General features: G+C 65.0%; 21 protein-coding genes. 11 read left to right on the top strand and 10 right to left on the bottom strand.

The genetic code is table 11. The annotated features are described in order from the left end of the window. Position 1: 1 nt before the first annotated feature. Positions 2 to 1,186 carry a M20 aminoacylase family protein gene (locus tag JDO7802_RS00155; protein WP_055081686.1) on the top strand — a complete coding sequence of 395 codons (1,185 nt, stop codon included), beginning with the start codon at positions 2 to 4 and terminating at the stop codon, positions 1,184 to 1,186. Beyond that, complete coding sequence (locus JDO7802_RS00150; protein WP_055081685.1) at positions 1,183 to 2,103, top strand: acetamidase/formamidase family protein; 921 nt, start codon at positions 1,183 to 1,185, stop codon at positions 2,101 to 2,103. The genes JDO7802_RS00155 and JDO7802_RS00150 overlap by 4 nt, the downstream gene beginning before the upstream one ends. On the opposite strand, the gene JDO7802_RS00145 is transcribed toward JDO7802_RS00150, so the two are convergent. Continuing rightward, the gene (locus JDO7802_RS00145; RefSeq protein WP_055081684.1) at positions 2,100 to 2,306 is read right to left on the bottom strand and encodes a hypothetical protein; all 207 of its coding nucleotides are present in this window, start codon (positions 2,304 to 2,306) and stop codon (positions 2,100 to 2,102) included. The genes JDO7802_RS00150 and JDO7802_RS00145 overlap by 4 nt on opposite strands. Positions 2,307 to 2,317: 11 nt before the next feature. After that, entirely contained in the window at positions 2,318 to 2,992 is a 675-nt protein-coding gene (locus JDO7802_RS00140; protein ID WP_055081683.1) for a DnaA N-terminal domain-containing protein, read from the bottom strand. 393 nt (positions 2,993 to 3,385) lie between these two features. On the opposite strand from JDO7802_RS00140, the gene JDO7802_RS00135 reads away from it, so the two are divergent. The 9 genes from JDO7802_RS00135 to JDO7802_RS00095 all read left to right on the top strand — a co-directional run bounded on the left by JDO7802_RS00135 (position 3,386) and on the right by JDO7802_RS00095 (position 13,392). Next, a complete protein-coding gene (locus tag JDO7802_RS00135) occupies positions 3,386 to 4,687 on the top strand; it encodes an AAA family ATPase (protein WP_055081682.1) in 1,302 nt (433 codons plus the stop codon). Continuing rightward, positions 4,684 to 5,778: a ParB N-terminal domain-containing protein gene (locus tag JDO7802_RS00130; RefSeq protein WP_055081681.1), complete on the top strand. Its 1,095-nt coding sequence runs from the start codon at positions 4,684 to 4,686 to the stop codon at positions 5,776 to 5,778. The genes JDO7802_RS00135 and JDO7802_RS00130 overlap by 4 nt, the downstream gene beginning before the upstream one ends. 75 nt (positions 5,779 to 5,853) lie before the next feature. Then, positions 5,854 to 6,114: a type II toxin-antitoxin system Phd/YefM family antitoxin gene (locus tag JDO7802_RS00125; RefSeq protein ID WP_055081680.1), complete on the top strand. Its 261-nt coding sequence runs from the start codon at positions 5,854 to 5,856 to the stop codon at positions 6,112 to 6,114. After that, positions 6,114 to 6,533, top strand: a complete 420-nt coding sequence (locus tag JDO7802_RS00120; RefSeq protein WP_055081679.1) for a type II toxin-antitoxin system VapC family toxin — start codon at positions 6,114 to 6,116, stop codon at positions 6,531 to 6,533. The genes JDO7802_RS00125 and JDO7802_RS00120 overlap by 1 nt, the downstream gene beginning before the upstream one ends. Positions 6,534 to 6,564: 31 nt before the next feature. Continuing rightward, positions 6,565 to 9,759 (top strand): 4Fe-4S double cluster binding domain-containing protein, encoded by a 3,195-nt coding sequence (locus JDO7802_RS00115; protein WP_055081678.1) that lies wholly within the window; start codon positions 6,565 to 6,567, stop codon positions 9,757 to 9,759. Between the two features lie 64 nt (positions 9,760 to 9,823). After that, positions 9,824 to 10,363 (top strand): CBS domain-containing protein, encoded by a 540-nt coding sequence (locus JDO7802_RS00110; RefSeq protein ID WP_055081677.1) that lies wholly within the window; start codon positions 9,824 to 9,826, stop codon positions 10,361 to 10,363. 67 nt (positions 10,364 to 10,430) lie between these two features. Beyond that, a complete protein-coding gene (locus JDO7802_RS00105) occupies positions 10,431 to 11,270 on the top strand; it encodes a putative selenate ABC transporter substrate-binding protein (RefSeq protein WP_055081676.1) in 840 nt (279 codons plus the stop codon). Beyond that, a complete protein-coding gene (locus JDO7802_RS00100) occupies positions 11,270 to 11,920 on the top strand; it encodes an ATP-binding cassette domain-containing protein (protein ID WP_055081675.1) in 651 nt (216 codons plus the stop codon). Before JDO7802_RS00105 ends, JDO7802_RS00100 begins: the two co-directional genes overlap by 1 nt. Beyond that, on the top strand, positions 11,917 to 13,392 hold the full coding sequence (locus tag JDO7802_RS00095; RefSeq protein ID WP_245624068.1) for a PhnE/PtxC family ABC transporter permease: 1,476 nt from the start codon (positions 11,917 to 11,919) through the stop codon (positions 13,390 to 13,392). Before JDO7802_RS00100 ends, JDO7802_RS00095 begins: the two co-directional genes overlap by 4 nt. On the opposite strand, the gene hemA is transcribed toward JDO7802_RS00095, so the two are convergent. The 8 genes from hemA to JDO7802_RS00055 all read right to left on the bottom strand — a co-directional run bounded on the left by hemA (position 13,377) and on the right by JDO7802_RS00055 (position 20,249). Continuing rightward, the gene (hemA, locus tag JDO7802_RS00090) at positions 13,377 to 14,591 is read right to left on the bottom strand and encodes a 5-aminolevulinate synthase (RefSeq protein WP_055081674.1); all 1,215 of its coding nucleotides are present in this window, start codon (positions 14,589 to 14,591) and stop codon (positions 13,377 to 13,379) included. The genes JDO7802_RS00095 and hemA overlap by 16 nt on opposite strands. Further along, complete coding sequence (gene puhE, locus JDO7802_RS00085; RefSeq protein WP_055081716.1) at positions 14,588 to 15,379, bottom strand: putative photosynthetic complex assembly protein PuhE; 792 nt, start codon at positions 15,377 to 15,379, stop codon at positions 14,588 to 14,590. Before puhE ends, hemA begins: the two co-directional genes overlap by 4 nt. 19 nt (positions 15,380 to 15,398) lie before the next feature. Then, positions 15,399 to 16,535 carry a magnesium-protoporphyrin IX monomethyl ester (oxidative) cyclase gene (gene acsF / locus JDO7802_RS00080; protein ID WP_055081673.1) on the bottom strand — a complete coding sequence of 379 codons (1,137 nt, stop codon included), beginning with the start codon at positions 16,533 to 16,535 and terminating at the stop codon, positions 15,399 to 15,401. Continuing rightward, positions 16,532 to 16,828: an O2-dependent cyclase accessory protein gene (locus JDO7802_RS00075; RefSeq protein WP_055081672.1), complete on the bottom strand. Its 297-nt coding sequence runs from the start codon at positions 16,826 to 16,828 to the stop codon at positions 16,532 to 16,534. Before JDO7802_RS00075 ends, acsF begins: the two co-directional genes overlap by 4 nt. 17 nt (positions 16,829 to 16,845) lie before the next feature. Next, positions 16,846 to 17,322 (bottom strand): photosynthetic complex assembly protein PuhC, encoded by a 477-nt coding sequence (puhC, locus tag JDO7802_RS00070; RefSeq protein ID WP_055081671.1) that lies wholly within the window; start codon positions 17,320 to 17,322, stop codon positions 16,846 to 16,848. 5 nt (positions 17,323 to 17,327) lie between these two features. Beyond that, the gene (puhB, locus tag JDO7802_RS00065) at positions 17,328 to 17,966 is read right to left on the bottom strand and encodes a photosynthetic complex putative assembly protein PuhB (protein WP_055081670.1); all 639 of its coding nucleotides are present in this window, start codon (positions 17,964 to 17,966) and stop codon (positions 17,328 to 17,330) included. Positions 17,967 to 18,029: 63 nt separating this feature from the next. Further along, entirely contained in the window at positions 18,030 to 18,803 is a 774-nt protein-coding gene (puhA, locus tag JDO7802_RS00060) for a photosynthetic reaction center subunit H (protein ID WP_055081669.1), read from the bottom strand. An 18-nt stretch (positions 18,804 to 18,821) separates the two neighbouring features. Then, positions 18,822 to 20,249: a PucC family protein gene (locus JDO7802_RS00055; RefSeq protein WP_144430462.1), complete on the bottom strand. Its 1,428-nt coding sequence runs from the start codon at positions 20,247 to 20,249 to the stop codon at positions 18,822 to 18,824. Positions 20,250 to 20,335 lie beyond the last annotated feature (86 nt).

The following is a 20,335-nucleotide window of genomic DNA, read 5'->3' as shown; positions in this document are numbered from 1 at the left end:
CATGCCCATCCGCAACCGTTTCGCAGACCTGCTGCCGGAAATCACTCAATGGCGCCGCGACCTGCACATGCACCCGGAGCTGCAATACGACGTCCACCGCACGGCCCGAATCGTCGCCGAAAGACTGCGTGAGTTCGGCTGTGATGACGTGGTGGAGGGTGTCGGTCGCACCGGCGTCGTGGCGCTGATCCACGGGCGCGGGTCAGCGGGTTCCGATGGCTCTGTACCCAGAAAAACCATCGGTTTGCGCGCCGATATGGATGCCCTGCCCATCCTGGAGGCGACGGGGGCGGCACACGCCAGCACCACACCCGGCAAGATGCATGCCTGCGGCCACGACGGGCATACCGCGATGCTGCTGGGGGCGGCAAAATACCTGGCCGAGACCCGCAATTTCGCCGGAACCGTCGCCGTTATCTTTCAACCGGCCGAAGAGGGCGGCGCCGGGGCCGAAGCCATGGTGCAGGACGGTCTGATCGACCGCTTCGGCATCGACGAAATCTATGGCATGCACAATTCGCCCCTGCTGCCCGCCGGCACCTTCGCCATCCGGTCCGGTCCCTTCTATGCCGCCGTCGACAGCTTCCGGATCGAGGTGCGGGGCCGCGGGGGCCACGCCGCGCGGCCCCACAACACCGTCGACACCACGCTGACGGCCTCCGCCATCGTCGTCGCGTTGCAATCCGTGGTCAGCCGCAACGCCGACCCGCAACACCCGCTGGTTGTGTCGGTCACCGCGTTCCGCACCGATAGCGACGCTTTCAACGTCATTCCGGACGCCGCGACCTTGCGCGGAACCATCCGCAGCTTCGACGCCGCGACCCGTGAAAAGGCGATCGACGATATCAATCGCATCATCGACATGACCGCCGCCGCCTATGGGGCCACGGCCGATTTCGTCTTCGACGAAGCCCCCTACCCCGTCATGGTCAACCAGAAGACAGAGACCGACCACGCCGCACAGGCGGCCCGCGCGGTGGCGGGCGACGTGAACACCGACGCGCCCCGCACCACGGGCGGCGAAGATTTCGCCTACATGCTCCAAGCCTGCCCCGGCGCCTACATCCAGGTCGGCAACGGGCCGAGCGCGGGGCTGCATCACCCGGAATACGACTTCAACGACGACATCATCGCCACGGGGTGTTCGTGGTGGGTCGAACTGGCCGAACAGAGACTGTCGGCATGATTCTGGACGCCGCACCTGACACCGTTCACTGGGGCTTTTTCGACGCGACCCAGCCACCCATCGCGACGATCTCCAGCGGCGACGAGATCACCATCCGCACCGTTTCGGGCACGCCGCAGGTCCTGCCTGGCGACGGTTTCCATGTGCCGCCCGAACTCCACGCGATCCATGCCGGCGGTGTCCCCGCGATGCCCGGTCACATCCTGACTGGCCCTGTCGCCGTCACCGGCGCGACACCCGGTCAGGTCCTGCAGATCGACATCCTCGACGTCGCCTTGCGCCAGGATTGGGGCTATAACGTCAGCCGCCCGCTTGTGGGCACCCTGCCCCATGATTTCGACCAACTGACCCATGTCACCATCCCACTCGATGCGGACGCCATGACCGCGCGGATGCCTTGGGGTGACGACCTGCCGCTGGCCCCGTTTTTCGGCGTCATGGGCGTCGCGCCCCCGCCCGCCTGGGGCCGCATCTCCACCATCGAGCCGAGGGGCCACGGCGGCAACCTCGACTGTAAGGAACTGGTGGCGGGGACCACGCTCTACCTGCCGATCCATACCGGCGGCGCGCTCTTCTCGGTCGGGGATGGCCATGGGTGCCAAGGTGACGGAGAGGTCAATGTCACGGCGATCGAAACCGCGCTGGAGGGGCGTTTCCGCCTGACGCTGCGCGACGATATGGCTGCGATGATCGTCGCGGAAACGCCGACGCATTGGATCACGTTGGCCACCGATCCGTCGCTCGACATCTGCGCACAGATCGCCACGCGCAACATGATTACGCTTATTGTCGGCAAGACCGATCTGACGCGCGAACAGGCCTACATGCTCTGCTCGCTGGCCGGCGATCTGCGCATCACTCAGACGGTGAACCGCGAAAAGGGGGTGCATATGATGATGGCCAAGGCCCGGCTTTAGTCTCCCGCCGGCCCCTCCCACGCGATGAAGAATTGATGCGCCAGATACGCTGCCGATCCGCCGAACAGCGCCGCCCACCCCCAGGCCCCGTTCACGACCTCCATCACGGTCCAGCCCGCAAACACCACGACGGCCAGCACGCGGCGCCAAAGCGGGACGAACATCGGCACCTGCACATCCAGAAATCCGGGTTTCCCTGCCATACGCCCCAGCCCTATTCCACCAGATCCACGGTCAAGCCCTGCTGCTGCGCCAACACCTGCAGATGTCCAATGTAATGCGTGCGTACGAAAGAGCCGTGGAATCGGGACGGCGGTTTCAACCGCAGCACACCGTCGCGTTCACCAAGCGAGACCAAGGACGCGAACCAGGCGTTGAACAGGCCCGCATCCTCGGCCTGCAACTGCGCTGCGATCCTACCCCAGGCCCCGTCGGCAAGTGTCGGGAAGGCGACGACGTTTGGCGCGGTGTCCGCGGTGGGCGTTATGGTCATCCGCGCGACGTAGTCGGGCCCGACGTTGGTCCAGCAGGATTGCGTTTGTGCAAAGATCGCGTCGAGTCCAAGGCCGTGGCAGGCGACCCGTCCGCGCGCGGCAGGCCGTTTGAGGATCAGCCAACCCAAATCCCGCATCCGCGCCATCTCGCGTTTGACGGTTCGTTGATCGACGGACCAAAGCGTCGCGATCTCTCTCTGGCCCGTTGTCAGGGTGTCGTCCTGCCAATTATACCGCGCGGTGATGAGGGTGATGAGTCGAAGGACAGACCGCTGGGCATGCTTGTCTCCGTTACAGGCCCAGGCCCCCAAAGCCGTCAGCACATCGTATTTGATGGCGGCCGAGCTGCGTCCCGTCAGGGCTTGTCGTCCGTGTGAAATCTGGCCGAGACCCATCTGGTCCTCCCGCCGCCGCTGCTCAATCAACCGTTATCCCGGCCGTTGTCCTGATTTGCGTTGGATTTCGCGATTCTGTCAAGTCGCTTTGCCGAAGGCCTAATTCTTCAAATAATGAAATTGGTATAGATATGGTATAGGGGGACATCTTGAGTGTCACGCCATGTGCTGATGATGTCCCCTCAAGCCAGGGTATGCATCAAGGTCTGTCACCCCAAGATAAGGGTCTTCGAGGGCTTTGCGCGAATCACGTCACGGCGTCCGCCCCGCGCCCCTGACCCCTTTTCCCCGCAGGGAAATCAGATAGTCCGTAATTCGGTAATCGAGGATTTGCGCCTTTGTCAAATTCGGCGTATTTCGGTTCCGAAGACTGAATAACGTTGAGGCGACATCATGCTCGACTACCGCGACCTGCAGGCCATGCGCGACAGCTCACTCAAGATGCAGGGCTGGATCCGCAAGCAGACTTTCTCTCCGGGCCATGAGAAGGTGCTGCGACGGTTCTCCTCCTGGGAGGTGTCGGAGCTGATCTTTCGGGTCAATCAGAACACGTTCCGCGGTCGGCTGGCTGCCGACCCATCCCTGCCCTCCGGCGAGGTGGAGCAGGATGGACGGCAGCGGTGGTTCAGTCTGGAGGAGGTGAACGAGCTGCGTCGCAAATTGAAGATCAATCGCAAGTCGCTGATGCCCCGGCGTCCGGCCGGCAAGCGGGCGATCCGGGTGGCGGTCAGCAACTTCAAGGGCGGCGCGGGCAAGTCGACGACGGCGCTGCACCTGGCACATGCGGCGGCGCTTGACGGCTACCGCGTGCTTTGTGTCGATTTCGATCCTCAGGCCACGCTCAGCCATTCGATGGGATTGAGCGACGTGAATGAAGAACAAACGGTCTGGGGCATTCTGGCCCGCGACCTGATTCACGAGACGCAGCGGATGAACGACGCGGCTCAGGGGGCCGAGACCGGACGCAAACCGCCACAACGCCGCCTGCCCGCCTCGATTGCCGACACCGGTCTTGGGGATTTGCGCCAAGGCGATTTCATCAAGCCGACGTGTTGGTCCACGATCGATATCGTGCCCAGCTGCGCGAACGCCGCCTTCGTGGAGTTCGCGTCGGCCCAATATCGGCACATGAACCCCGACTGGTCGTTCTTCGCCGCCGTGTCTCGATGGCTGGATGCGTTGCCGCGCGATGCGTATGACATGATCATCTTCGACTGCCCCCCGGCGATCGGGTATCAATCGATGAACGCGGTGTTTGCCGCCGATGTCCTCTATATCCCGTCGGGCCCAGGGTATTGGGAGTACGACTCCACCACGTCCTTCATCGGGCAGCTGTCGGAAGCCTTGGAGGATCTGGTTGGGTTCGAGGGTTTCCCCGCGGGGAAATCGGATTTCGGCAAGACGTTCCTCGACGTTCGGTTCATCCTGACCCGTTTTGAGCCGGGCAACGATTTGCACCGCGCGATGCGAGACGCCTTTCACAAGGTGTTTGGCGACCGGATGGCCGAGAACCCGATCGAACACACCCGCGCGGTGGAACAATCGGGCCGGTTTCTGAGCTCGGTCTATGAAATCGACTATCGTGACATGACGCGGGAAACCTGGAGGCGGGCGCGCTCCACCTTCGACAGTGCCTATGCGGAATTCAGGGATACCGTTTTGGTGGCCTGGGACAAGATGGAGGATGAGGCATGAGCCGCAAACGCCGGATCTTTGATGTCGATCTGCCGGACGACGATGCACCCGCCGAAATTCAGCAACCGCCCGAGATCGAGATGAAATCGGCCCGTCGCGGACCCATGGCATCGGCCATCGGCGAGGTTGGGGACGCGCGTCGCTACCGTGAGAAGATGGAGGCCGATATCCGCGCGGAAAATGACGGGTTGGCACATGAATTCGTCCGGCTGAAGAAGCTGGGGCTGATCACCGATCTGGTCGACGTGGCGGCCGTCCGCACAACCAAGCTGACGCGTGATCGGCGGCTGTCGGACAACTTGGATCTGGATGATCTCAAGGCGTCGCTTCGGGACATCGGGTTGAGCAATCCGATCCGGGTCGAGGCGGACGGGCAGGGCGGGTTCGAACTGGTCCAGGGTCTGCGCCGTCTGACGGCGTTTCGGGAGTTGCTGGCCGAAACGGGTGATGCGGCATGGGCGCGAATTCCCGCAGGCATTTTGGCCAGCGGAGAATCGGACGCGGGTTTGTACCGCCGGATGGTCGACGAGAACCTGATCCGCAAGGACGTGAGCTTCGCCGAAATGGCGCAGCTGGCGCGCGCCTATGCGTCCGACGGCGTGGATGGCTGCGAGTCTGTGGATGCGGCGGTGAACGCCCTTTTCGCCAGCGTTTCGCCGCAGAAGCGCAGCTATATTCGGCGGTTCGCCACAGTCATGGCGCGGTTGGAGAAAGTGCTCGATCATCCTGCCGCTTTGCCGCGGTCTGTTGGACTTGCGTTGGCGGATCGGTTGGACGCGGATCCGGCCTTTGTGCGGGTCGTGTCGGACGCACTGCGGGCCAAGCCCGAGCGGGATGCGATTGAGGAGCTTGCCATTCTGCGCCACGCGATCGACGCGCAGGCCGCCCCGCTGCCCCCCAAGGCACGGGGCGCGCCAAAGGGGCGGCGGGGGCGGGTCGCCTTGACCGTGCCGGTGGGGCCGGGCGTGCGGGCGACGGCGACGCAGGGCAAGATGGAGTTGCGCGCGGATGTGGATTTCGGCGCATTGGACCGGGAGCGGTTGGAGAAGGCGATCGAGGCCTTCTGGCGGGAGATTGATAGCGACGCGTGATTTCCCCGCGGGGAAAGACTTGCCGAATCGTGCACGACTGACCATATGACTAGTCAGATAGTCAGGAGAAACGCGATGTGGTCCGTTCAAGATGCAAAGGCAAAGTTCAGCGCCGTGGTCGATGCCGCGATGGCCGGCGAGCCACAGCATGTCACCAAACGGGGCGCGCCGGCGGTCGTTGTCGTGTCGCAGGCGGACTGGGACGCGCTGCGCCTGTTGCGCAAGCCCGTGCTGTTCGGCGAACTGCTCAAGGACATGCCGCAGGCGCGGGATGATGAGCCGGACTTCGAATGGGACCGGCTGGCGAATACCCGACCGCGCGATGTCGAATTCTGATGTACCTGCTGGACACGGATACGCTGTCGCTTTTGCGGCGGCGGCAAAAATTTCCGCAGGTGGCCGCGTGGGCGGCGGCGCGTCCCGTCGACACGCTGTTCCTGTCGGTCGTGACGCTGGCGGAGGTGGAGACAGGGATCCACAAGGTGCGGCGGCACGATCCGGCATTCGCCGATGCGCTGCGCGCCTGGATCGACCACGTCCGCGACGTCGAATTCAAGGACCGCATCCTGCCGATGGACACCGCGGCTGCGATGGTCTGGGGCCAGATGGCGGCCCGGATCGGCAATAGCGAGAACGATCTGATGATCGCGGCAATCGCGCAGGTGCACGGCCTGACGGTCGTGACGCGCAATGTCCGGCACTTCGCGCCGACCGGCGTGCCGGTTTTCGACCCGATGGGGCAGGGGGCCGCTTGAAGTCCGACCGGCGGGGCGTCACGGTCGTGCGATGAAATCCCGCCTCTTCTCCACCAAGGATCGCCCGCCACACCTGGGTCCGTATCCGGTGGAGCGGTTGGCGCGCGGCACGATGCCCGACCTGACGGCCATCCCGGCGATGGTGCCGCTGACGTTCCAGGATGCCGACCCCCGGTCGATCGTGAATGCGATGCGGGAGCATCAGGCGATGCTGGATGCCATCCGCGATGGTCTGGTAAACGGCGTGCAATCCGACATTCCGGCGGACCCGGACGAACGCGCGCGGCATCTGAAAGGGTTCGGATATTTCTGCGACGCGGCGATCGTGGGGATCGGGCCGGTGCCGAAAGCGGCCCTGCTGAACGCACCGATCGTCAATGAAGACGTGACCCGGTTGGCCGGGGATCTGGCGACGCGGCAAACCAAGACGCTGGCCTCTGGCATCGACGGAATCATGGCGGATCTGCGGGATTCGGCGCTGGCCCCGCCGACGCCGGTGTCGGGGCACACCCATGCGATCGTGCTGATGTATGAAAACCCCCGCGATGTGGAAGCGGAGGAGCCTGGCTGCGACTGGATCGTGGGCGCGCAGGCCCACCGCGCCGGGATGCTGGCGGCGGAAACGGCAGCGGTTCTGTCGAATTACATTCGGTTGCTGGGGTTCGATGCCAAGGGGCACAGCGTTTCCGCGTCGGATGTGGATCTGGCGCGGCTGGCGGTGGCGGCGGGGGTGGCGACGTTCGGGGCAGGGGGGCTGGAGCATCCTTACGTCGGTACGCGGTTCGGCCTGGCGGTCGTGACGACGACCCTGGACCTTGCGATGGATTTGCCGCTGGCGACGGTTCAGCCGAAATCGGCGTTCGGGCTGGACTGGAAGCTGGGGCGGGGGACGGTGAAATCGGCGGGCAATGCCGTGCCCTATGCCGGTCGGCGGTTCGTGGACGGCGGGCATCCGTTCGAGACGCTGAAACGGGTGGATAAGCCCACGACCTATATCGACGAGCCGCGGGTGCCGCGGGTTCCCAAGCGTGCCGATCTGTTCGCGCGGGTGCAATTCGGGGATATGGGCAAGCCGTTGCAGGATCAGGCACGCGGCGGGCATTACGTCCGCAAGGCCGCACCGTCGATGGCGCAGCGGCGCGCGCTTGGGGCGTTCGTATTGTTGCAGGACGGAGAGGTGGCGGCCGAAAAGGTCGCGGTGGCCCCCGAAGCGGCGGCGGAGTTGATCAAGGCGACGTCGTATTGGCTGGGCGTCGATGCGGTCGGCATCAGCCGGTGCCCGGATTGGACGTGGTACAGCCACGACGCGCGCGGCGACGTGATCGACCCGCCCCACGACCAGGCCATCAGCATGATCGTGGATCAGGGGTTCGAGACGATGGAGGGCGCGTCGGGTGACGACTGGATCAGCGTCGCCCAATCGATGCGCGCGTATCTACGGTTTTCCCTGCTGGGCGGGGTGATCGCGGCACAGATCCGGCGGCTGGGCTATTCGGCCAAGGCGCATACGGTGATGGACGGGGAGGTGTTGCAGCCCCCCCTGTTGTTGCTGTCGGGGTTGGGGGAGGTAAGCCGGATCGGGGAGGTGATCCTGAACCCGTTCCTTGGCCCGCGCCTGAAATCGGGGGTGGTGACGACCGACCTGCCGATGGCGCACGACCGGCCCATCGACTTCGGGCTGCAGACCTTTTGCGGAAGCTGCAACAAATGCGCGCGCGAATGTCCGTCGGGGGCCATCACGGCGGGTCCGAAGCTGATGTTCAACGGCTATGAGATCTGGAAATCCGACAGCCAGAAATGCGCGTCCTACCGGATCGGGACCGAAGGCGGCGCAATGTGCGGGCGGTGCATGAAGACTTGCCCCTGGAACCTGGAAGGGCTGTTTGCGGAAGCCCCGTTCCGGTGGGCCGCGATGAATATCCCGCAGGCGGCCCCTTTGCTGGCCAAGCTGGACGACGCGGCAGGGCGGGGCGGTCTGAACCCCGTCAAAAAATGGTGGTGGGATCTGGAGATCGAGGAGGACGGGGCGTATCGGCCCACGCGCAAACCGGTGAATGCGCGCGATCTGCAGCCCGATTTGAAGGTGGATTACGCCGATCAGACGCTGGCCGTCTATCCCGCGCCCTTGGCCCCGCATCCCTATCCCTACCCGGCCCCGATGGACCGCGAGGCGGGGATCGAGGCCTATCAGGCGATGATCACGGCCGAGGAATATCGCGCGCGGGATGCAACCGGGCAGGTGCCGACGGATCATATCTATACGGCTGACGGTCAAGCGCCGGTCATTCAAGTGCTTGTCGATCAGGCAATCGAAATGGCCGACGGCGTCGTCGCCTATGACCTGGTGTTGCCGGACGGATCCGACCTGCCTGAATGGGATGCCGGTGCCCATCTGGATGTGGTGGTCGCCCCCGAATTCCTGCGCCAGTATTCGATGTGGGGCGACCCGGCGGATCGGTCGCGGTACCGCATCGGCGTGCTGCGCGAAGACGGGGGGCGGGGTGGATCGAAGCTGATGCACCGCATCTTCGCGCCCGGTCGAAAGGTGTTCGTATCGCGGCCCATCAACCATTTCCCGCTGCATGACGCGACCCATTCCCTGCTGATGGGCGGCGGCATCGGGATCACGCCGATGATCGCGATGGGTCATGCGTTGCACCATGCGGGCGCGTCTTTTGCGCTGCATTATTCGGGCCGGTCACGAACGACGATGGGGTTTTTGGAGGCATTGGCCGCGGTTCCCTGGGCGGACCGGGTGTCGGTGCACGTGACGGACGAAGATACGCGCTGCGACATGCCGTCGGCCATGGCGGGTCTGCCGGACGGAACCCATGTCTATGCCTGCGGGGCGGGGCCCTACATGGATGCGGCGATGGCCGCTGCGCAAGCGGCTGGCGTGCCCGAGGACGCCAGGCATCTTGAGTATTTCTCCGTCCCCGACGGCCCCGAGTACGAAAACCACGCTTTCATCCTTCGCCTTGCCCGGTCGGGGCGCGACATCACGGTGCCGGCAGATCGCAGCGCGACCGATATGCTGGCGAAAAGCGGTGTGACGGTGGATGTAAAATGCAGCGACGGCATCTGCGGCGTGTGCAAATGCGGACTTATTTCCGGCGAGGTGGAGCACCGCGACTTTGTCTTGTCCAAGGCGCAGCGGCAGGGGGCCATCATCCTGTGCCAAAGCCGCGCGGCGCGGGCCGGGGGCGTGGTGGAGGTCGACCTGTAGCTGCCATTTGACGCAGGGGCGCCAGCGGCTAGGTTAGAGACGAACCGATTTGCAGGAGACGACCATGGCACAAACCGAACAGCGGGCGGGCAATCGCCTGATGGACCGCGCGGAATACAAGACCAAGACCAAGCCGCTGACCGGGCCGCCCGACATGACGATCTTCGACGCGGTGTCGGCCATGTCGGACCTGAACTACGGCTGTGTGATCGTGACCGACGGCGACGACAAGGTGCTGGGCGTCGTGACCGAGCGCGATGTGATGAACAAGCTGGTGGGTCGGGGGCTGGACGCCAAGACGACCAAGCTGTCGGATATCATGACCGCCGATCCGCGTGTGGCGCGCGAAACCGACGATATGCTGGACTGGCTGCGCATGATGTCGAACGAGCGGTTCCGCCGTCTGCCGGTCGTCGACTCGGAAGGTCGCATCAAGGCCGTTTTCACCCAAGGCGATTTCGTCAGCTACACCTGGCCCGATCTGATGGGTCAGATGAAGTCGATCTTGCGGGCGCAGACGGCGGGCAATTTTCATTACCTGCTGATCGGCGGCGCGATCGTGATCTATGCGCTGGCGATGGTCGTGGTCCTGGCGGTGGTCTGAGCCGGGTTGCAATCCGGCGGCGAGGGTTGTTCTAGAAGAGCATCCTTTCCTTGCCGCCGGTGCCCCCATGAAAGCCCTTGTCCTGCTTTTGCTGACGACCCTGCCCGCTGGGGCACAGACGCTCTATTTCTCGGCCATTCCCGACGATGACGAAACCCGGTTGATCGCCCGGTTCGGGGCCGTCGCGGATTATCTGGAAGCCGAACTGGGCGTGGATGTCGAATACGTGCCGGTCAAGAGCTATGCCGCCGCCGTCACCGCGTTCCGCGCCGATCAGATCCAGCTGGGCTGGTTCGGCGGGCTGTCGGGTGTTCAGGCCCGGATTGCCGTGCCGGGCAGCCAGGCGTTGGCGCAGGGGTCGGAAGACGAGGAATTCGTCACCTATTTCATCGCGAATGTGGACACCGGGATCGAGGCGTCGGAGGCGTTTCCCGATATCGCGGGCCGCCGGTTCACCTTTGGGGCGCAAACCTCCACCTCCGGTCGCCTGATGCCGGAATTCTGGCTGCGCGAGGAGACGGGGATGTCCCCGTCAGAGCTGTTTTCCGATGTCGGATATTCGGGCGATCACGGTCAGACGCTTCGGCTGGTCGCATCGGGGGCCTATGAGGTGGGGGCGCTGAACTACACCGTTTACAACAAGGCGGTGGCCGAAGGCGCGCCCGAGGCCGACGCGACCCGCGTGATCTGGCAGACGCCGCCATATCCCGACTACAACTGGACGATCCGGGGCGATGTGGACGCGCGGTTCGGCGACGGCTTCACGGCGCGGGTGCGCGACGCGCTTCTGGGCATGGACGATGCCGATCTTCTGGCGTCCTTCCCGCGCGCGGCCTTCATCCCGGCAGACAATGCGCTGTATCAACCGATCGAGGATACGGCGCGCGATCTGGACATCATCGACTGATGACGCTGGCGCTCCGGTCGGAAACGCTCGGCTGGGGGAAGGAGGCCGTCCTGCGGGACGTCACGCTGCAGATCGCGGACGGGGAGCGTGTGGCCCTGATGGGGCGCAGCGGTGTGGGTAAATCGACCCTGCTGCGCGCGTTGCACGACCGGGCCGATGGCCGGGTTGCGGTGGTGGCGCAAGATCACGGCTTGGTCGATGCGTTGTCGGTTTTTCACAATGTCTGGATGGGACGGCTGGATGACTTCGGCGCGGCGCGCAACCTGCGCACGCTGATCCGGCCGAACACGGCCGAGCGTCGGTCGGTCGAGGAGGTTCTGGACCGCGTCGGTCTGACCGGGCTTGGCCGTCGCCCGGTCGCGTCGCTGTCGGGGGGGCAGCGGCAGCGGGTGGCGCTGGCCCGTGCGATGCTGCGCGGCGGCGCGACGGTGTTCGCGGACGAGCCTGTGTCGGCGTTGGACCCGGCGCAGGGCGACGCGCTGCTGCTGGCGCTGTCGGGCGATTTCGGGACCTCGATCATGGTCTTGCACGATACCGGCCAGGCGCTGCGTTCCGCCACCCGCATCGTGGGGCTGAAGGCTGGGGGCATCGTGTTGGACGCGGCCACGGCGGACGTCGATGCCGCACGATTGATGGAGCTTTATACGTGACGTTGCGCGCGCGGGACGTCTGCGCGGGGTTCGCCGTGCTGACCGCCGTTGCCTTCGTCCTTGCGGATCTGTCGGCGGTGCGTCCCGACCCCTGGTTGACGCTGGCGGCGATGGGGCGGGGGTTGCTGTCGCCGGATTTTTCGGATCCGGGCGGATTGGCGCGGGCGACGGGGCTGACATTGGCCTTCGCGTTCTGCGGCGTGGCCTTCGGGGCGGTCGCGGGCCTGATCCTGGCCCCAGTCTATCACCGCGCGCCGGTTCGGTGGCTGTGCGTTTCGGTGCGCGCCGTGCACGAGTTGTTCTGGGCGCTGCTTTTGCTGAACGTCACGGGTCTGTCGCCGCTGACCGGGGTGCTGGCCATCGGGCTGCCCTATGCCGGGATTTTCGCAAAGGTGTTTGCCGAATACATGGAGGAAGCGCCCGACCCCGTGCCGCCGGGCGTGGGCGGGGCGGTTGCATTGTTGTGGGGGCGGTTGCCGGGCAGCTTGCCGCAGATGCGGACCTATACGCTCTACCGTCTGGAATGCGGATTGCGGTCGTCCGCAGTGTTGGGCTTCGTCGGCTTGCCGACGCTGGGCTTTCAGTTGGAGACGTATTTTCGGCAGGCCGAATACGGGGCCGCGGCGGCCTGCCTGCTGATCTTTCTCGCGCTGATCCTGCCGATGCGGCGTTGGATGATCTGGCGATTGGCACCGCTGTATCTGGGTGCGTCGATCATCGCGCTGACCTTGTTGAGGCATCCACCGATGGGAGACGGTGCGTTATGGCGGTTCTTGTGGGACGTGGTGCCGGCCCCCGTACGTACGGGGGGCGATTGGACGGGATGGTTGGAGCGCGTGTTCGTGGATCAGGCGCTGCCGGGCGCGATCGCGACGCTGGTGGTGGCGCAACTGGCGCTGGCGGGGGCGGCGTTGCTGGCGGTGGTGGCCTTCCCGATGATCGTGCCGCGTGTGGCGGGGCGGGCCGGATCGTGGGTGGGGCACGGGGTGCTGGTCGTGCTGCGGTCCCTGCCGGAATACATGCTGGCCTTCGTGTTCCTGCAGGTCTTCGGCCTGTCCCTGCTGCCGGCCGTTCTGGCGCTGGCGCTGCACAACGGCGCGATCATCGCGCATCTGATGGGACGGCAGGCGGCGGACGTGCCGTTGCGCGCCGACGCCGCGCGCGGACTGACGCTGGCGGGGTGGGAGCTGTTTCCCCGTCTGTCGGGCAATTTCGTGGCACTGTGTCTCTATCGTTGGGAGATCATCGTGCGGGAATCCGCGATCGTCGGATTGTTGGGGATCGCCACGCTGGGCTTCCACATTCAGACGAACGTGGCCGAGCTGCGGCTGGACCGGGTGCTCGCGCTGCTGGCGGTGACGATCGCGATCACGCTGGCCATCGACGCCGTGTCGCGACGGTTGCGGGCGGCAATGGGGGGCGGAGCCGTCCTTCGGGTGGAAGGGCGGCGGGGCGGTCAGGCCACTGCGTGAGCGATGGCGCACTGCTTCCATAGATGGGACAGCGCGTTGACCAGATGGTCGATGTCGGCGTCCGTGTGCAGCGGGGAGGGGGTAAAGCGCAGGCGTTCCGTCCCCTTGGGCACGGTCGGATAGTTGATGGGTTGGACGTAGATACCCCATTCGTCCATCAGATGATCGGCCAGCATTCGGGTCTTGACCGGATCCTTGATCATGACGGGCACGATGTGGCTGTCGTTGATCATGTGGGGAATCCCCTGGCGGTCGAGGGCGTTGCGCAGGCGGGCGACCTGACGGCGCTGCTGCATCCGCTCGGCGCTGCTTTCCTTCAGATGGATGATCGACGCGCGCGCGGCGGCGGCCACGGCCGGAGGCAGGGCGGTGGTGAAGATGAAGCCCGACGCGAAGCTGCGGATGAAATCGCACAGCGCGGCGGACCCGGTGATATAGCCGCCGACGACGCCGTAGGCCTTGCCCAGCGTGCCTTCGATCAGGGTGATGCGATGGGCCAGGCCCTCGCGCTCGGAGACGCCGCCACCGCGCGGGCCATACAGGCCGACGGCGTGGACTTCGTCGAGATAGGTCATTGCGCCGTATTTCTCGGACACCTCGACGATTTCCTTCATCGGGCAGATGTCGCCATCCATGGAATAGACCGATTCAAAGGCGACGATCTTGGGGACGTTGGCGGGCAGGGCGGCCAGCTTGGCCTCCAGATCCTTCACGTCGTTATGCTTCCAGATGACCTTCTTGGCCTTGGAATGGCGGATGCCCTCGATCATCGAGGCGTGGTTGCCCGAATCCGACAGGATCACGCAGTCGGCCAGGCGGCTGCCCAGGGTAGACAGCGCGGCCCAGTTCGACACGTAGCCGGATGTGAAAAGCAGGGCGTTTTCCTTGCCGTGCAGATCGGCCAGTTCGGCCTCCAGCAAAAGGTGATCGTGGTTGGTGCCCGAAATGTTGCGCGTGCCGCCCGCGCCGGTGCCGGTGCGTTGCACGGCTTCGCACATCGCCTCGACGACCTTGGGATGCTGGCCCATGCCCAGATAGTCGTTGGAACACCAGACGGTGATGTCCCGCGTCTCTCCGTCTTCGTGGTTGGCGGCGCGAGGGAACTTGCCGCACTTGCGCTCCAATTCCTTGAAGTAGCGATAATTTCCTTCATCCTTCAGGGCCTGAAGCTGTGCGTCGAACATTGCGTCGAAGTTCATGGGTCGGTCCCTTCTTGATGGGTCTTCGGCACGGGAAGCATCCAGCGCCATAGTTTCGCGTCAGGCAGGGGCACCACCATCAGCCAGTGTTCAAGTGTCGCCAATCCGGCCAGCGTCGCAAGTAGGGCAAACCCCACCGCGGTGGCAGGATCGGACGCGGAGACGAGCCGTTCGCCGAAGCAGATCGTCGCGGCCGACAGCAGCGTGACGCCGATCGGGAAAGCCAGTGTGATCGGGCCCTGCCGGAAGTATGATTTCAGATGGGCCAGTGGGCGCGGCATGAATTCGGTGTTGATGCGCGGCGCCCCGAAGAACAGGTTCAGCTTGGCCGAGATGCGCGCGAAGAACAGGATGACATAGGCCCAAAGGCCGAAGGGATTTTCCGCCGGATGGCTGGCCACGACGACGGCGAGCAGACCCAGCAGCAGTGCGATTTCGTGGTGGGACATCGCTGTCCAGGCACGCACGAATCGCGGCCAGCCGGTCAGGCCCGGCGGGCAGTCGCCGCGTTCGGGCCCGGTAATGACGCCCGCCAGAAAGGCCAGCTCGATCCAGCCCCAGATCAGCAGGACCGAGCCGAAGGACAGATAGATGTTGAGCGGCGTGAGATCGCCGGAGGTGACGATCAACCCCGCGATGCCGAGCGCCAGAAGCGGGACAGCCAGGACGACCGAGCGGCCATGGGCCATCCGGTCGCCCGCGTCCGAGCGTCGGACCACGATCAGGATCGCCCCGGTGGCGAACCACCAAGCGAAGACGGCGAAGACCGCCGCGATCCAGGGTGTCATGATCCAGGCGTCGAGCATGTCAGTATGCGGGCTCCATCCGGGGGCTTTCGGGCACCTCGTTCGGGATCGACGGGATCAGCAGGGTCGAAACGAAGTAGAACGCCGCCTTGGCCATGCCGCCCGCGCGCGCCACGCCCCCCTCGATCCCGCCGCGCGCCTTGGCGGCGGCGATCTGCCGGGAGGCTTCCTCCATCTTGTTGAGGTTCTTCAGCCAGCGGGGATGATCGATGTCGAGTGTGAAGGGATAGACCTGCTTGGTGATCTCGGATGTCTTGCGAAAGACCTCCTGCCCGTACCAGGTCACATCGACGCCGAGGGCGTCGTGGAAGACGGGCCGCTGATGATCGCGGACCCACATGGTCGAATAGACCGCCGTGAGGAAGAACTTGATCCACAGCTTGTTGACGCCCGACGTCAGTTTGGGATCGGTCTTGATCAGCAGGGCAAAGGCTTCGCCGTGGCTGAACTCATCGTTGCACCATTCCCGGAACCACTTGAAGATCGGGTGGAACCGCTTGTCGGGATGTTCCTCCAGGTGGCGGAAGATGGTGATGTAGCGGGCATAGCCGATCTTTTCGGACAGATACGTCGCGTAGTAGATGAACTTGGGCCGGAAATAGGTGTATTTCTTCTTTTGCGTCAGGAAGCCCAGGTTCACCCGGATCCCCGCCTCGCGCAGGGTGTCGTTGATGAACCCGGCGTGGCGTGCCTCGTCACGGGCCATCAGCTGAAACAGAGTGGTGATGTCGTCGTTGCTGCCGCGCCGCTTCATTTCCTTGTAGAGCACGCAGCCTGAAAATTCGGCGGTGCACGACGAGATCAGGAAGTCGATGAACTCCTTGCGCAGGGCCGGCTCCATACCTTCCCAGTCGACCTGCCAATCGTCGTTTTTCTTGAAATGGCCGCGGTTGGGGTCGGATTTCATCTGTGCGATCAACTTGTCCCAGTCTTCGCGCACGGGGGTGACGTCGATGGCGTCCATTTCCTCGAAATCGGTGGTGTAGAAGCGCGGCGTCAGCAGGGTGTTCTGCATGGCGACTTCGGTGGCCATCTCGGACGTCATGCCATCGGCGAAATCGCGTTCGGCGGCGGCATCCTGGGCGGCGATCGCCTCTTCGGCGGTGTCGGCAAAGGCGGAATGGGTGGGCTTGTTCATGACAGGACCTCTTCGGAGAAGGAGAACTCGCACAGTTCCATGAATTCGAAATCGCCGGTCCAGCGGGTCCAGAGGCGTTCCAGATCGCTGGCCCGCGTGATCGTCGCGGTGCGCGTGTCGGACACGACCTCGCCGTAGGCGGCCATCAGTTCGGGTCCGTCGACCTCCACGGTATCACCGGGGCCGATCACGGCGCCGTTGAGGAACTTGCAATGCGCCGAAAGCTCTTCGAACCGGTGCGAGATGGTGATCTCGCAGGGTGCGGTTTCCTTGGTGCGGGTGAGAAGTCCCATGGTCGTTAGTCCTCCGTTCAGCTGTCCAGAAGGTCGGCGAAGGCCGCGACATTGTCACGACCGTACCCGATCAGGACGATGGACCAGCCTGTCGCATCGTCCAGGATGGCCGTTTTCCCGTCGTCCCTGCGGACGACCCGTATCGGGGCGGCCATGTCTGCGCCTTGCACAAGGCGCTCGCGATTCACCGACACCCAGATGACGTCGATGAACCCCTTCTTGTTATCATTGGAATGAGCGACTTGCACGTTGTTTGCGTCGAAAAGACCGACCCCGGTGCCGCGGTCGCCGACCATGGTGAAGCTGCGTTCCTCCACGATGGTCGCCGTCGGGCGCGTGCCTTCCAACGGGCGGTCGGTGAGACGGGCGTAGGCAACGAGCGCCAGCGTCCCGATCATCAGGGCGAACATGGCTTGCACCAGAAAACGCGGGACCATTTCGCGGTCGCGGTGCTTCATCTGGTTGGCGAGGGAGGCGGTGGGATTGCGTTGCATGGGGGTCACTCCGCGGCGATGGCTGTCTGGGGGGCGTCGTCGCGGGTCAGCCGCGGCTCGGCCACGCGGGTTTCGGCGGCATCGGCAAAGATCCGGGCAACGCGCGCGGCATCCGAAATCGCGCGCAGGCAGGGCTGCGCGGGTGCGAAATGCCAGGGGCGCACGTGGGGCCAGGACATCAGATACGAAATGCGCGTGCCGTCGGCCGACAGATCGAAGGCGATGTTGCCGGTGCCGTCCTTGGACACCGCCAGGTTCGCGTTGGTGATGCAGACATAGGGCAGGTTCAGCGTCATCGTCAGCGCGGCGCCGATGCGCATCGCGACCCGGCGATTGGTCAGCGTATAGACCGTCGCGCGCGCCTGCGCCCAGGCCATGCCGTACAGGATCGCGGCGGCCACGCCGGCGGCCAGGACGAAGGGCACGGCGTGCAGCAGGGCTTGCGTCAGCGGAAAATCGGCGGCCGACGCCATGACGCGCCAGAATGCCAGCAGTGCGAAATATCCAAGGACCCAGTTCACCTTCCAGGCGCTGCGCGCCAGACGCTTGGGGTCCGGGGAGCCTTGCCAGAGGATATGCTCTCCGTCCGGCAGGGCTTCGGGCAATCCGTGGACGGGCTCGAACTTGAAATCATCGTGGTGCATGGGTCGTTCCTCCCGCTTGCGTGTGATCCTCCGGGGCACGGATGCGCGCCCCGGAGGGTGTCGTCAGAGTTGCGGCTCGAGCCGCGCCTTGGTCGCATAAAGCGTGCCGCCGCCGAACCAGGCCATGATCTTTTCCTCCTCCAGGAGGGTGATCTCGCCGTTGTTCCGGATGGTGGGGATGCCCGCCATGTGTTCGGCGTGCAGCGAGTCGATCTGAACGCGGTTGCGCTTGATACGGGCGAAGTTCATCGGGATCAGCCGCTCCTGACCGGATCCTTCGGGGTTCAGGTCGGCCACCAGATAGCGGACCATCTGCTCGGGCGCGTCGATCCACATGTCGGTGATGCGGCCCACGACTTCGCCATCGGCGGTCTGGACGGGCAGGCCGCGCGGGTCGATGCCGGCCGAGACGTTGAACCCCTCGACGTTCGACAGCGGCTTGATCTTGGGGTGACCGTGCCCGTCGAGTTCGGCGTGATCGGCGCGGTTCGCCCAGGACGCGGGGCCGACGCCGTCGACCATCGGGTCACCCGTCGGCACGTAAGGAGAGCCTGCGGCCTCGCTGGTGCGGGCCAGGGCCAAGTCGTCGCGGTCGGGGCGCTGCTCCTGGGGGACGACCACGGTGCCGCGACCGTCGCGCAGGATGAAGGTCTTGGCTTTCGCGAGGGGGAAGAGGCCCGGGCTCGCGGCTTCCTTGCCGTCGTCGTCGACCAGCGGATAGCCTTCGCGCTGGTTCTCGACCTGGAGATAGACCACGAGGATCGCGAAGAAGAGCCAGAAGCCCCAGATCGCCGCCGAGGCGAGATCGAAGTCTCCGAAGAATGTGGTTCCGAGCATGGGTGTCTCCTCCTGCTATTATGTTGGGAAGTCGGCCAGTCCGCGGGTGGCGGACGGGGCGGCATGGATGCTGCGCGATTTCACCAGCGGCCCCAGGGCCACGAGCGTCATGAAAAGCAGCGCGATTTCGATGTGATAGACGGTGGAATATCCCGTCGCGGCCGTGGCGAGCGCCGGACCGAAATCCCCGGCGAGGGCGAGCGCATTGATCCCGTCGCGCAGCGCACCGCCCGCAAAGATCGACGCGCCGGCGGCCGTCGCCTGTGCCGCGCCCCAGGCCCCAAGGGCCAGCCCCTTGCCGGCTGTGCCGGTCCCATCGAAGGCCATGATCGAGGTCAGGGTGCAGACCGAGAAGAGCCCGCCGCCCAGCCCGATGCCGAAGGCCCCCGAATAGAACAGGCCCGGAGAGTCGAGCGGCGCTGCGAAGATCACGGCGGTGAAGGCGGCGACGCCCATTAGAATGCCGGCGGCGGCCATGCGGTGCGGATCGCGGTCACGCTTCAGCCCGCGCGCGGCCAGGCCGAAGCCGATCAGCGCGCCGATCGCCCAGAGCGCCGTCAGCAGCGTGGTGGCCGAGACCGACAGGCCCAGGATCTCGCCGCCGTAGGGTTCCAGCAGGACATCCTGCATCTGGAACGCCAGCGTGCCGAGGAAGACGACGACCAGCAAGCGCGCGACGCCGGCCTGCGCGGTCAGATCGCGCCAGGCCTCGGTGAAGGGCGGACGGGGAACGGCGCGTTCCGCCCGCGTCATGGGATTGACCCTTTCCTGCTTCCACAGAGCGATGACGTTGAGGACGATCGTGACGACGGCTGTGCCCTGCACCACCTGCACCAGGCGCAGGGCCGAAAAATCGCGCAGCAGGGTGCCGATGATGACGGCGGATACGCCCATACCGACAAGAAACATCACGTAGAGTAGGGCAACGACCTGCGGGCGGGTTTCCTCGGTCGCGCGGTCGGCGGCGAGGGCCAGGCCCGCGGTCTGCGTCATGTGCATGCCTACGCCGGTCATCAGGAATGCGAGGGCGGCCCCGACGGTGCCGGCCCAGTCCGGGCCAGCGACCTGATCGCCCGACAGCACCAGAAGCGCCATCGGCATGATGGCCAGACCACCGAACTGCCAGAGCGATCCGAACCAAAGATAGGGGATACGCTTCCAGCCGATTGCGCTGCGATAGGTGTCGGAGCGGAAGCCCAGCAACGCGCGGAATGGGGCGACCAGGACGGGAATGGCGATCATCATGGCAACGATGGTCGCGGCGACGCCCAACTCCACGATCATAACGCGGTTGAGCGTGCCCAGCAGCATCACCGACGCCATGCCAACGGACACCTGGAAGAGCGACAAGCGCAGAAGCTGGCGCAGGGGCAATTGCTCGCTGACCGCGTCGGAGAACGGCAGCATGTTGATCGTCATGCGCTGAAGGGCAGCGCGGGGCATCATGCGTGCACCGACGATGCCGAGGCCGACAGGATGAGATGGAATCGGTCTGACATGCTATCCCCGGGCAGCTGCGTGTCCCGAAAATG

Origin of the sequence: Jannaschia donghaensis (assembly GCF_001403795.1) — a bacterium.
Lineage (GTDB): Bacteria > Pseudomonadota > Alphaproteobacteria > Rhodobacterales > Rhodobacteraceae > Jannaschia > Jannaschia donghaensis.
The sequence above is the reverse complement of the archived record's forward strand: the minus strand, read 5'-3'. Positions and strand labels throughout refer to the sequence as shown.